Annotated in this window: 13 protein-coding genes; all 13 read left to right on the top strand. The window is 41.3% G+C overall.

Annotation, left to right across the window (positions count from 1 at the left end):
• Nucleotides 1–14 precede the first annotated feature (14 nt).
• The 13 genes from HMPREF2780_RS01345 (at nt 15) to proC (ending at nt 13,014) form a co-directional block, all read left to right on the top strand.
• Complete coding sequence (locus tag HMPREF2780_RS01345) at nt 15–1,550, top strand: ABC transporter ATP-binding protein (protein WP_048779548.1); 1,536 nt, start codon at nt 15–17, stop codon at nt 1,548–1,550.
• A complete protein-coding gene (locus tag HMPREF2780_RS01340; RefSeq protein WP_105025983.1) occupies nt 1,543–2,601 on the top strand; it encodes an ABC transporter permease in 1,059 nt (352 codons plus the stop codon). The genes HMPREF2780_RS01345 and HMPREF2780_RS01340 overlap by 8 nt, the downstream gene beginning before the upstream one ends.
• 1 nt (nt 2,602) lies before the next feature.
• Nucleotides 2,603–3,559 (top strand): ABC transporter permease, encoded by a 957-nt coding sequence (locus HMPREF2780_RS01335; RefSeq protein WP_105025982.1) that lies wholly within the window; start codon nt 2,603–2,605, stop codon nt 3,557–3,559.
• Nucleotides 3,560–3,653: 94 nt separating this feature from the next.
• Complete coding sequence (locus HMPREF2780_RS01330) at nt 3,654–4,517, top strand: GNAT family N-acetyltransferase (RefSeq protein ID WP_105025981.1); 864 nt, start codon at nt 3,654–3,656, stop codon at nt 4,515–4,517.
• 48 nt (nt 4,518–4,565) lie between these two features.
• A complete protein-coding gene (locus HMPREF2780_RS01325; RefSeq protein ID WP_105025980.1) occupies nt 4,566–5,489 on the top strand; it encodes a TDT family transporter in 924 nt (307 codons plus the stop codon).
• A 94-nt stretch (nt 5,490–5,583) separates the two neighbouring features.
• Nucleotides 5,584–6,492 carry a LysR family transcriptional regulator gene (locus tag HMPREF2780_RS01320; RefSeq protein WP_105025979.1) on the top strand — a complete coding sequence of 303 codons (909 nt, stop codon included), beginning with the start codon at nt 5,584–5,586 and terminating at the stop codon, nt 6,490–6,492.
• On the top strand, nt 6,489–6,956 hold the full coding sequence (gene lspA, locus HMPREF2780_RS01315; protein WP_061600401.1) for a signal peptidase II: 468 nt from the start codon (nt 6,489–6,491) through the stop codon (nt 6,954–6,956). Before HMPREF2780_RS01320 ends, lspA begins: the two co-directional genes overlap by 4 nt.
• Nucleotides 6,940–7,830, top strand: a complete 891-nt coding sequence (locus tag HMPREF2780_RS01310) for an RluA family pseudouridine synthase (protein ID WP_105025978.1) — start codon at nt 6,940–6,942, stop codon at nt 7,828–7,830. Before lspA ends, HMPREF2780_RS01310 begins: the two co-directional genes overlap by 17 nt.
• 95 nt (nt 7,831–7,925) lie before the next feature.
• On the top strand, nt 7,926–8,456 hold the full coding sequence (locus HMPREF2780_RS01305; protein ID WP_105025977.1) for a CbrC family protein: 531 nt from the start codon (nt 7,926–7,928) through the stop codon (nt 8,454–8,456).
• A 346-nt stretch (nt 8,457–8,802) separates the two neighbouring features.
• Nucleotides 8,803–9,567 carry a (S)-acetoin forming diacetyl reductase gene (locus tag HMPREF2780_RS01300; protein ID WP_061583408.1) on the top strand — a complete coding sequence of 255 codons (765 nt, stop codon included), beginning with the start codon at nt 8,803–8,805 and terminating at the stop codon, nt 9,565–9,567.
• Between the two features lie 244 nt (nt 9,568–9,811).
• The gene (proB, locus tag HMPREF2780_RS01295; RefSeq protein WP_105025976.1) at nt 9,812–10,921 is read left to right on the top strand and encodes a glutamate 5-kinase; all 1,110 of its coding nucleotides are present in this window, start codon (nt 9,812–9,814) and stop codon (nt 10,919–10,921) included.
• A 21-nt stretch (nt 10,922–10,942) separates the two neighbouring features.
• Nucleotides 10,943–12,205: a glutamate-5-semialdehyde dehydrogenase gene (locus HMPREF2780_RS01290; protein ID WP_105025975.1), complete on the top strand. Its 1,263-nt coding sequence runs from the start codon at nt 10,943–10,945 to the stop codon at nt 12,203–12,205.
• Nucleotides 12,206–12,207: 2 nt separating this feature from the next.
• Nucleotides 12,208–13,014 (top strand): pyrroline-5-carboxylate reductase, encoded by an 807-nt coding sequence (gene proC, locus HMPREF2780_RS01285; RefSeq protein ID WP_048779559.1) that lies wholly within the window; start codon nt 12,208–12,210, stop codon nt 13,012–13,014.
• Nucleotides 13,015–13,026: the final 12 nt, after the last annotated feature.

Genomic DNA, 13,026 nt, shown 5'->3' with positions numbered 1-13,026 from the left:
AGGATGGGATCACAATGACACATGAAAATGTCATCGAAATGCGGGAGATTACCAAAATTTTTGGACAATTTGTTGCAAATGACAAAATTAACCTTCATCTTCGTCGTGGTGAAATTCATGCTCTTTTAGGAGAAAACGGAGCAGGTAAATCTACTTTGATGAATATGTTGGCAGGATTGCTTGAGCCTACTAGTGGTGAAATTGCAGTAAATGGGCAAGTTGTTAAACTAGACTCACCGTCGAAAGCAGCCTCTTTAGGTATTGGAATGGTGCACCAACACTTTATGCTGGTCGAAGCATTTACTGTTGCCGAGAATATTATTTTAGGAAGTGAAATTACTAAGAATGGTGTTCTAGACATCAAAAAAGCAATCCAAGAGATAAAAGAATTATCTGAAAAATATGGACTTGCCGTAGATCCTTCTGCAAAAATCGAAGACATTTCAGTCGGCGCTCAACAACGTGTTGAAATCTTAAAAACTCTTTATCGTGGTGCTGACATCCTTATTTTTGACGAACCAACAGCTGTATTAACGCCAGCTGAAATCGACGAATTGATGATCATTATGAAGAACCTTGTCAAAGAGGGGAAATCGATTATTTTGATTACGCACAAGTTGGATGAAATTCGTGCAGTTTCTGATCGTGTTACAGTTATTCGTCGTGGTAAAAGTATTGAAACGGTTGAGATTGCTGGTGCTACAAACCAAGATCTTGCTGAAATGATGGTAGGACGTTCTGTTTCATTTACAACAGAAAAAAATCCTCCACAACCAAAAGAAGTAATTCTTTCAATCAAAGATTTAGTTGTTAATGAAAACCGTGGTATTCCAGCTGTCAAGAATTTATCACTTGATGTTCGTGCAGGTGAAATTGTTGGTATTGCCGGTATTGACGGAAATGGACAAAGTGAATTAATTCAAGCGATTACTGGTTTGCGTAAAGTTAAGTCAGGAACTATTAATATAAAAGGTAAGGATGTAGTTGGCTTGCCTCCTCGTAAGATTACGGAAATGAAGGTCAGTCACGTTCCTGAAGACCGTCATCGTGATGGTTTGGTTCTAGATATGACTATTTCTGAAAATATTGCTTTACAAACTTACTATAAAGAACCACTGAGCAAGAATGGTATTTTGAATTATACTAATATTCATAATTATGCTCGTAAACTGATGGAAGAGTTCGATGTTCGTGCAGCAAATGATTATGTTCCTGCATCAGCTCTATCTGGAGGTAATCAGCAAAAGGCAATTATTGCTCGTGAAGTAGACCGTGATCCAGATCTTCTAATTGTTAGTCAGCCTACACGTGGATTAGACGTTGGTGCGATTGAGTATATCCATAAACGTTTAATTGGTGAGCGTGATAAAGGAAAAGCAGTTCTTGTTGTCAGCTTTGAATTGGATGAGATTCTCAATTTATCTGATAGAATCGCTGTTATTCATGACGGTAAAATTCAAGGTATCGTAACGCCAGCTGAAACCAACAAACAAGAACTTGGTATTTTGATGGCCGGAGGAGAACTAAAGAAGGGAGATTCTAATGTCTAAGAAAACACAGCAGATTGCCGTTCCTTTGATTTCTGTCGTTCTTGGGATTTTACTCGGTGCGATTATCATGTGGATTTTCGGCTACGATGCTATTTGGGGGTATGAAGAACTTTTCAAAACAGCCTTTGGTACTCTAAGAAGTTTGGGGGAAATCTCTCGTGCAATGGGACCACTGATCTTGATCGCCCTTGGTTTTGCAGTGGCTAGTAGAGCTGGCTTCTTCAACGTTGGTTTGCCTGGTCAAGCTTTGGCTGGCTGGATTACTGCCGGTTGGTTTGCCCTATCATTTCCAAATTTACCGCGCCCACTTATGCTCTTTATGACAGTGTTCCTAGGTATTGTAGCAGGTGGTATTATTGGTGCGATTCCTGGTATTTTACGTGCTTACCTTGGAACCTCAGAGGTCATCGTAACGATCATGATGAACTATATCGTTCTATATGTTGGTAATGCCTTTATCCATAGTTTCCCGAAATCTGTCATGCAGAGTGTGGATTCTAGTATCACTGTAGGCCCTAACGCTACTTATCAGACAGAATGGTTGCGTGCCTTGACCAATAATTCGCGGATGAACATCGGAATCTTCTTTGCAATTATTGCAGTTGTTCTTGTATGGTTCCTTCTTAAGAAAACTACACTTGGTTTTGAAATTCGTTCAGTTGGTATCAATCCACATGCAAGTGAGTATGCCGGTATGTCAGCAAAACGTACAATTATCCTTTCAATGATCATTTCTGGTGCCCTTGCTGGTGTCGGAGGTGTAGTAGAAGGACTTGGTACATTCCAAAACGTTTATGTTCAAGGTAGCTCATTAAGCGTTGGCTTCAATGGTATGGCAGTTAGTCTTCTTGCAAGTAATTCTCCAGTGGGAATTCCTTTTGCAGCCTTCCTGTTTGCAGTACTTCAAGTTGGAGCTCCAGGTATGAATGTTGCAACCATTCCTTCTGAATTGGTCAGCATCGTAACAGCATCTATCATCTTCTTTGTAAGTGTTCATTACATTATTGAACGTTTCATCAAACCACGCAAACAAGAAAAGGGAGGTAAATAAGATGAATTTTGTCTCAATGCTAAATTTGTTAGTGTCGTCAATGCTTATTTATGCAGCTCCTTTGGTTTTCACTAGTATTGGTGGTGCCTTCTCTGAACATTCAGGTATTGTTAACGTGGGACTTGAAGGTATCATGGTAATGGGTGCTTTCTCAGGTGTTGTTTTCAACCTTACGTTTGAAAGTACTTTCGGAAGTTTAACACCTTGGTTGGCCCTTTTGGTCGGTGGAATAGTCGGACTTATTTTCTCGCTTATCCATGCAGTTGCTACTATCAACTTCCGTGCAGACCACGTTGTCAGCGGAACGGTCTTAAACTTGATGGCACCTGCCTTGGCAATTTTCTTAGTAAAGGCTCTTTACGGGAAAGGTCAAACTGATAACATTCGAGTTTCTTTTGGTAAATTTAATTTCCCAATTCTGTCTGATATTCCTGTTATTGGTGATATCTTCTTCAAGCACACCAGTCTGATGGGTTACTTGGCTGTAGGTTTTGCCTTTGTCGCTTGGTTCATCATGTTTAAGACGAAATTTGGTCTTCGTCTTCGCTCTGTTGGTGAACATCCACAAGCTGCAGATACACTGGGAATTAATGTTTATCTGATGCGCTATTGGGGAGTAATAATTTCTGGATTCCTCGGTGGTGTCGGTGGAGCGATCTACGCACAATCAATCTCAGTTAACTTTGCTGCAACAACAATCATTGGACCAGGTTTCATTGCTCTAGCGGCTATGATCTTTGGTAAATGGGATCCAATTGGAGCAATGCTTTCAAGTCTTTTCTTTGGATTATCTCAAAGTTTGGCAGTAATCGGAAGTCAATTACCATTCCTATCTCATGTTCCAGCGGTTTACTTGCAGATTGCGCCTTACGTTTTGACAATTCTTGTCCTAGCAGTCTTCTTCGGAAAAGCTGTTGCTCCTAAGGCGGATGGTATTAACTATATCAAATCTAAATAAAGTGAAACAGGATTTTTTCCTGTTTCTTTTTTGTTTTATGGAGAGGAAAATTGTATTATGTGATATAATATCCATAACAAATTAGGAGTAAAAGATGGATCTACAAGTAAAAGTTCAATTGTCTGATAAAGAAAAGAATGCTGCTTTGGCTATTGTAAAAGAATGCAACCAAGTAGATCAGACATATAGAATTCCATATTTAGACAACAATTACAATGACAATCCCAACATGCCTGCTTTTATCTTAGCTTTTGAGGACGAGGCTTTGGTTGGCTTTTTATCAATATATGCTGATGAACCACATGAAGCAGAAGTATCTATTTACGTTGCTCCTGCTTATCGCTGTCAAGGCATCGCTAAGGCACTAGTAAGTGAATTTAAGAAGACTGCTAAGCGTTATCAGCTTATTAAAGTCCATTATGTTTCAGAAACTAATTTTTTAGACCAACATCCAGATTTTTGGAATGAATATTCTGCTAACCTAGAAGAGAATGAGATTTGGCTGGAACAAGATTCTCGTCAATTCTATTTGGATGATGTTTCAGATATAGAAGTTGCTTTAGCAGACCTAAGTTTAATTAGTGATATCGCAAATTTTCAATCGCAAGAGTTTGGTACTACATTGACTTGTGCAGAAAAGTATGCTAGAGAGGCTGTACTTGATGAAACTTGTCGCTTATATGTTTTACGTAAGGATGGACAAGTTCGTGCATCTTGTTCGGTAGATATCAGCTTAGGAACGAATTACTTATTTGGTTTGGCTGTGGAAAAAGGGTATCAAGGCCAAGGATTAGGGTCCTATCTGGTCAAATATATTCTAAACGATTTACATAAAATCAATGGCCGACTTTGTCAAATAGTTGTTGAAGTTGTAAATACTGGCGCCTTGAGATTATATCAAAGGTTGGGCTTTGAGAAAAAGTCAGAAATAGTTTACTTGGAAAGAAAAGATAATTAATAAAAAGGCCATGGTTAGTTTAACTTTAGCCACTTTGGAGAAGGATTTATGAAGATAAAGAGAAGAGAACCCTTGTTGGTCCAATCCGGTCTTGTTTTAGGTTTGTTAGCCATTGGAAACTTGGTTGGAAGTTGGAGCCAAATCTTACGTTATTTTTTTGCGGGACTAGCAGTTCTCTTTTTTATTCACCTTATATTTGGTATGGTCTCATACAGAAAGTTGGTCAGAAATCAGTTAAGAGATCCTCTTATTGCTTCTGTCTTTCCGACTTTTTTTATGCAAGGGATGTTGATTTCAAGTTATCTGGCAAGTTGGACATTTTTAGGAGCTTGGACCATGTTCTTGGCTTCTTTCCTTTGGTGGATTAGTTTGATTGGTCTAATTCTATTGATGGTTTATTACATTTGTTCATTTGTTATTCCCTTCAAGTGGGAAAATATTTATCCTTCTTGGACTGTTCTATTTGTAGGAATTGGCGTAGCTCCTTTGACAATTTTTGTAACTCATCAATACTGGCTAGGACAGATAATCTTTTGGTATTGTCTTCTTGCTTCCATTCTAGTTTTGCCAATTGTTTTCTATAAGACTTTTAAGATTGGACTGGCAGAAGCAACTCTTCCAAATATGACGACGATTTGCGCTCCAATTTCATTGATAACCGCAGCTTATGTCGCTAGTTTCCCAAACCCAAACAATCTTTTGCTCTTATTCCTCATCATACTTGGACAGGCACTTTATTTCTTTATTCTATATCAACTTCCTACTCTTTTTAGAAGATCTTTTTCTGCAGGATTTTCCGCCTTTACTTTTCCTTTAGTGATTTCTGCAACGGCCCTGAAAGCTTTTTTATTGCATTTTGATATAGGAATCACTGGAAAAATCTTTTACGTATGTGAAGTTCTAATAGCTTTGGTTGTTGTTCTAAGAGTGACTTTCTTGTATTTGAAAGACATATTTGAATTAACAGAATAATGGAAAAAAGGATCTCTAGTTTGGAGACCCTCCATTTCTTTATGAAAGAGTGAATTTATGGTATAATATCAATACTTTATATGAGGAAGATAAAATGAATATTCAACAATTACGGTATGTAGTAGCTATTGCAAATAGTGGTACTTTTCGCGAAGCGGCAGAAAAAATGTATGTCAGCCAACCGAGTCTTTCCATTTCTGTGCGTGATTTAGAAAAAGAGCTTGGTTTTAAGATTTTTCGGAGAACTAGTAGTGGTACCTTTTTAACTCGTCGAGGAATGGAGTTCTATGAACGGGCTCAGGAATTGGTAAAGGGCTTTGATATTTTTCAAAACCAATATGCTAATCCCGAGGAAGAAAAGGACGAATTTTCCATTGCCAGTCAGCACTATGATTTCTTACCCCCGCTTATCACTGAGTTTTCTAAGCTATATCCAGCTTACAAGAATTTTCGGATTTTTGAATCGACAACGGTTCAGATTTTAGACGAGGTGGCTCAAGGCCATAGTGAAATCGGCATTATCTACCTTAATAATCAGAATACCAAGGGTATTATGCAGCGGGTGGAAAAGCTAGGCTTGGAAGTAATTGAGCTCATTCCTTTTCAGACTCACATTTACCTGCGGGAAGATCATCCTCTAACTCAGAAGAAGGAGTTGGTCATGGAAGATTTGGCTGCTTTACCGACTGTTCGCTTCACTCAGGAAAAGGATGAGTATCTCTATTATTCAGAGAATTTTGTGGATACCAGTGCCAGTTCCCAGATGTTTAATGTGACCGACCGTGCTACATTGAATGGTATTTTAGAAAGAACAGATGCCTATGCGACTGGATCAGGTTTCTTGGATAGTAATAGTGTGAATGGCATTACAGTGATTCCATTCAAGGATGCTTTAGATAATAAAATGGTTTATGTCAAACGGTCTGAGGTTGAACTATCTCAAGTTGGAGAGGCATTTGTAGCTGTTATGAAAGAATATTTTGAGAAGAAGAGAAAAGTATGAGAAGAAAAATAACCATTCCCCTTACGATTGTCTTGCTTATTGTTTTAGATCAGTTGGTTAAGTGGGCTGTTGTCAGCAATATCAAATTAGGTGAGGTCAAAGGGTTTGTTCCTTCAATCATGAGCCTAACATATCTTCAAAACACAGGAGCTGCTTTTTCTATTTTAGAGAATCAGCAGTGGCTTTTTACAATTATCACACTCCTTGTGATTGGTGGAGCGATCTGGTATTTGATAAAAAATATAAAAGGTTCATTTTGGCTTATCAGTGGATTGACCTTGATTATTGCAGGTGGTTTAGGTAATTTTATTGATCGCTTGCGCCAAGGATTTGTTGTCGATATGTTCCAAGTTGATTTTATCAATTTTGCAGTCTTTAATGTTGCGGATACCTATCTAACTTTTGGAGTTTTAATTATGCTCCTAGTCATCATAAAGGAAGAAAATAATGGAAGTGAAAGTTGAGCAGGCTGGGGCACGTTTAGATAAAGCTGTTGCTGATTTAACTGATTTGTCAAGAAGCCTAGCTAATGAGCAAATTAAGACTGGCAAGATTTTAGTGAATGGCTTGATAAAAAAAGCTAAGTACACTGTCAAAGAAGGTGATGTCATCTCTTACGAGTTGCCAGAGATTGAGGAAGTTGAGTATGTGGCAGAGGATATTCCATTAGAAATCGTCTATCAAGATGAAGATGTGGCGGTTGTCAATAAACCGCAGGGAATGGTGGTCCATCCTTCTGCAGGCCATACAAGCGGTACGCTAGTCAATGCCCTTATGTACCACATTAAAGACCTGTCTGGAATCAACGGAGTCCTCCGTCCAGGGATTGTTCATCGGATCGACAAGGACACTTCTGGGCTTCTCATGATTGCTAAAAATGACCAAGCCCATGTTGCTTTAGCTGATGAATTAAAGGACAAGAAATCCCTACGTAAGTATTGGGCTATTGTTCATGGAAATTTGCCTAACGACCGTGGAGTGATTGAGGCTCCAATTGGCCGCAGTGAAAAAGACCGCAAGAAGCAGGCTGTGACGGCTAAAGGCAAGCCAGCTCTGACGCGCTTCCAAGTTTTGGAACGTTTTGGTGACTACAGCTTGGTTGAGCTTCAGCTGGAAACGGGACGAACTCATCAAATTCGTGTTCACATGGCCTACATTGGGCACCCTGTGGCTGGAGATGAAGTTTATGGACCGCGTAAGACGTTGAAAGGACATGGCCAGTTTCTGCACGCGCGAACGCTGGGCTTTACCCATCCTCGAACTGGCGAAGTACTGGAATTTACAGCTGAAGTGCCAGCTATTTTCCAAGAAACTTTGAAAAAGCTGCGACAAGAATAATCAGGTTCAGTCATTATTAAAATACAAAACAGTCTATCGGTGCTTTTGAAGCTGCCTTGAGGCTGTTTTTACTATATTAAAGAGGAGAATTAGTCATGTGCCAAGTTGAATTTCCTTATCACCCGAATATCTATCGATTAGACTTTAGCCCAATCAAGCGGAATCAAGACGCTCGTCTTTGTCAGGTCTGTGGCTGTGTCCCAGAGCTTTATCTAGATAGAATGTACTCAACTGAAACAATTCATTGTCTTTGTCTGCAATGTGTTGCTAGCGGAGCCGCAGCTGATCAGTTTGACGGATCTTATATTCAAGATGCGGAATGGCAGAAGGTCAGTGATCCAGCACTTGTTAAAAATTTTTTTCGTACGACACCAGGTTATACTAGTTGGCAAGGAGAATATTGGCTAGCTTGTTGCGATGATTTTTGTAATTTCATTGACTATGTGGGAATAGCAGAATTAAACAAAATGCCAGAAAAAGAAGCTATTTTATCGGATTATGAGCTTTTAGGAGGCTTTGACCGTGCTACTCTAGAAGAGTATCTTAGCCGAGACGGAGACATTACCGGCTATCTTTTCCAATGCCGTCATTGCAGTAAATACCGACTTTATGCAGATGCCAGTTAGGAGTTACTTGACATGACAAAGAGAACCTATTTTGTCCACCGAGATGCTTGGGCAGATGAGCGTCAGAGTGACGGACTTGAATTATGCCTTATTCCAGAATTTCATGACCAAAAAACTTAAAATAATGTTACGAGTTCCTAATATACCTTCTACATGATATATCATAGGTTTTATCAATAATCTATAAAACTGCAAAAGTTTGACACAGTTTTCACATAGGAGTATAATCATAGCATAGCTCTGACAGAAGTTTCATAATGAAATTTTTTGCCATAACTAACTTGTAAACCCTTTGCTGTTCAGCTATGAACGTGTCGCGGTATCATGGATACCAAGGAGGAATCATATGTCAAAAGTTGCTATTGTTACAGGTGCAGGTCAAGGGATTGGTTTTGCAATTGCAAAGCGCTTGGTTCAAGATGGATTTAAAGTCGGACTATTGGACTATAATGCGGAAACTGTTGAAAAGGCTGTTGCGGAGTTGTCTGCTACTAAGACCTTTGCTGTAGTTGCGGATGTGTCTAAACAAACAGAGGTGGCTGCCGCCTTCCAAAAAGTCGTTGACCATTTTGGGGATTTAAATGTTGTTGTCAATAATGCTGGTGTAGCACCAACAACACCACTTGATACCATCACAGAAGAACAATTCACACGTACTTTTGCCATTAACGTAGGTGGCGTCATTTGGGGATCTCAAGCAGCTCAAGCACAATTTAAGGCTCTTGGTCACGGAGGCAAGATTATCAACGCTACATCTCAGGCGGGTGTTGTGGGAAATCCTAATTTGACAGTCTATGGTGGTACGAAATTTGCGGTTCGTGGAATCACTCAAACCTTAGCGCGTGATTTGGCTGACTCTGGAATTACAGTCAATGCTTATGCGCCAGGTATCGTGAAAACACCAATGATGTTTGATATCGCTCATGAAGTCGGAAAAAATGCTGGCAAAGATGATGAGTGGGGTATGCAAACATTCGCTAAAGATATCACGCTGAAACGTCTTTCTGAACCGGAAGATGTTGCAGCCGCAGTTAGCTTCCTAGCCGGGCCTGATTCAGACTACATTACTGGTCAAACCATTATCGTTGATGGTGGTATGCAATTCCACTAAGATTCGTTCAAAACTGTGACCGATTGGTCGCAGTTTTTTACGTTTTTAATAGAAAAGATTTTAGTTAGTTGGAGCTATTTTATCAAAGTATAGTTTTAAACTAGACAAATAGTTGTTTAATGCTCGCTGTATAACTTTCGAGTTAAATAACATCCTTCAACCCTTTGATCGCTTCAATCGCGGTCGTTTTTATTTTCTGTAAATCGTGGTATAATAAGACAATCTAGCAGTGAAGGAAAAGGAAATGAAAGCAAAGCGAATCGTATTTAAGGTGGGGACTTCATCGTTGACAAACGCAGATGGCAGTCTGTCACGCGCCAAGGTAAAGGAAATTACTCGGCAGTTGGCTCTCTTGCACGAGGCGGGGCACGAGTTGATCCTGGTCTCATCAGGAGCTATTGCGGCAGGTTTTTCTTCTCTAGGCTTTAAAAAACGACCGACCAAGGTGGCTGACAAACAGGCTTCTGCTGCAGTTGGACAGGGTTTGCTTTTGGAGGAATATACAACCAATCTTCTTTTGAAGCAAATCATTTCTGCTCAGATTCTTTTAACTCAGGATGATTTTGCAGATAAGAGGCGTTACAAGAATGCCCATCAAGCCTTGTCTGTCTTACTGAATCGCGGCGCTATTCCTATTATCAATGAAAATGACACGGTGGCCATCGAGGAGCTTAAGGTCGGGGATAATGATACACTAAGTGCGCAGGTGGCAGCCATGGTTCAGGCGGACCTCCTGGTACTCTTGACTGATGTAGACGGACTCTACACAGCCAATCCGTCTACCAATCCAGATGCTCGGCGACTTGAAAAGATTGAGAAGATTTCTTCTGAGTTGATTGATATGGCGGGCGGTGCAGGAACGAGCAATGGGACTGGCGGTATGCTGACAAAGATTAAGGCTGCAACTCTGGCGACCATGTCTGGTGTTCCGGTCTATATCTGCTCCTCGCTCAAGACGGATGCTCTGCTGGAAGCTGCGGAGGAAACCAAGGATGGCAGTCTCTTTTTGGCTCAGGAAAAGGGATTAAAAACGCAGAAGCAATGGCTGGCTTTCTATGCTAAAAGTCAAGGGGAAATCTATGTAGACCAAGGAGCAGCCAACGCTCTCAGAAATAATGGAAAAAGTTTGTTGGTATCCGGTCTTGTTTCGGTATCGGGTAGCTTTGCCTATCAAGATACGGTAACAGTTTATGAAGAAGGCAGCGAAGCTATTCTTGGTAAAGGGCGCGTGCGTTTTGGCAAGTCTGCTCTTAAAGATATGCTCAAGTCCAATAAACCTAAAGGTGTTGTTATTCATCGGGATGACTGGATTTCTTTGACGCCGGAGTTGAATGATTTATTTTCAGAATTTTAGAAGACGAGGAAAGGAGAAGCGATGACCTCAACACAAGCAATTTTTGAAAGGGTTCAGAAAGTCAAGAAGACGATCAATACGGCCACAACGGCTGAGAAAAACCATGCTTTGGAAGAAATGGCAAAGCAACTCTGGCTTTCTCGTGCGGATATTTTAGCAGCCAATGAATTGGATATGACCACAGCTAAAGGTAAGATTTCAGATGTGATGCTGGATCGCCTCTATCTGGATGAGGATCGCATTGCTGCCATGGCAGAGGGTATTCGTCAGCTGATTGACTTAGAGGATCCTGTAGGGGAAGTCTTGGAAAGGACTGAGCTTGATAACGGTCTTGTCATCAGTAAAAAGCGGGTGGCCATGGGCGTAATTGGTATTATCTACGAAAGTCGGCCCAACGTCACCTCTGACGCTGCGGCTCTGGCCCTAAAGAGTGGTAGCGCAGTCGTTCTCAGAAGTGGCAAGGATGCCTATCAGACAGCGCTAGCAATTGTCACAGCTTTGAAAGAAGGCTTGGCTCAGACGGAGATTTCGCCGGATTGTATCCAGTTGGTTTCTGATACCAGCCGGGCTTCCGCCCAGGCTATGATGAAGGCCAAGGGTTATCTGGATTTGCTCATCCCTCGTGGTGGCGCGGGACTGATTCAGGCGGTTGTAGAAAATGCTACTGTGCCAGTTATTGAGACAGGTACTGGAATTGTTCATATATATGTAGATAAGGACGCTGATCAGGACAAGGCTTTGGCGATTATTGAGAATGCCAAGACCAGTCGCCCCTCAGTCTGCAATGCCATGGAAGTACTACTGGTACATGAAGAGATTGCAGCTGCATTTTTACCACGTTTGCAGAAGATTTTGGTGACAGATCGTGATGCTGTACAAGAAAAGTCTGTTGAATTACGTTTGGATGAGAAAGCGGCACAGTATATCTCGAGCTCGCAAGCTAGACCGGAAGATTTTGATACCGAATTTTTGGATTATGTCTTAGCGGTCAAGCTGGTTTCTTCGCTGGAAGAAGCGGTGGAGCATATTGAGGCTCACAGCACTCATCACTCGGATGCCATTGTGACGGAGAAGTCTGCAGCGGCAGCTTACTTCACAGAGCAGGTGGATAGCGCAGCAGTTTATGTAAATGCTTCAACCCGCTTTACAGATGGCGGTCAATTTGGCCTTGGCTGCGAAATGGGTATTTCTACTCAAAAACTTCATGCCAGAGGTCCTATGGGGCTGAAAGAGCTGACCAGCTATAAATACGTCATCCAAGGGACTGGTCAAGTGAGGAAATAATGATGAAAATTGGATTTATCGGTCTGGGGAATATGGGCGGCAGTCTCGCTCGCCTAGTTGCCCAAGATGAAAGATATAGAAGTGAATTACTCCTGGCTAATCGCAGTCGTGACAAGGCTGAAAAGATTGCTGCGGAACTTGGTGGCCAGCCTGTCAGTAATGCAGAAGTTTTTGCTCAGGCAGAAGTGATTTTCCTTGGCATCAAACCAGCTCAATTTGCTGACTTGCTAGCTGAATATCAGGAAATTATAGAAAAACGAGATTCTCTTCTGCTGGTTTCGATGGCTGCTGGTTTGCCTTTGGTGCTATTAGAGAAATTAACACCTAGCCACCATCGTTGGATTCGGATCATGCCTAATACACCAGTAGCCGTAGGTGAGGGTGTTATTACCTATAGCTTATCTCACCAGGCGAATCAAGTAGACGAAGATTTGTTGCGTGAGCTTCTGTCTTCTGCTGGTCTTTTGGTCAGACTAGAGGAAAAACAGTTGGATGCAGCGACTGCTCTTGCTGGCTGTGGACCAGCCTTCGTTTATCTCTTTATAGAAGCTTTAGCGGATGCTGGTGTTCGAGCAGGACTCAGTCGCGATATATCGCTTGAGCTTGCCAATCAGACTCTTTTAGGCGCTGCAAAGCTAAGCCAAGCCAGTGGGCAACATCCTGCCCAGCTCAAAGACCAGGTCTGCAGTCCAGGCGGATCGACCATTGCAGGGGTAGCTAGTCTGGAAGAAAATGCCTTTCGAGGAACAGTCATGGATGCCGTTCAAGCTGCCTACAAGAGGACCCAGGAATTAGGGAAAAAATCCTAACTAGTTTGTCAA

Origin of the sequence: Streptococcus sp. HMSC062B01 (assembly GCF_001811085.1) — a bacterium.
GTDB lineage: Bacteria > Bacillota > Bacilli > Lactobacillales > Streptococcaceae > Streptococcus > Streptococcus gordonii.
Note: the sequence above shows the minus strand (reverse complement) of the source record. Positions and strands in the feature narration are given on the sequence as shown.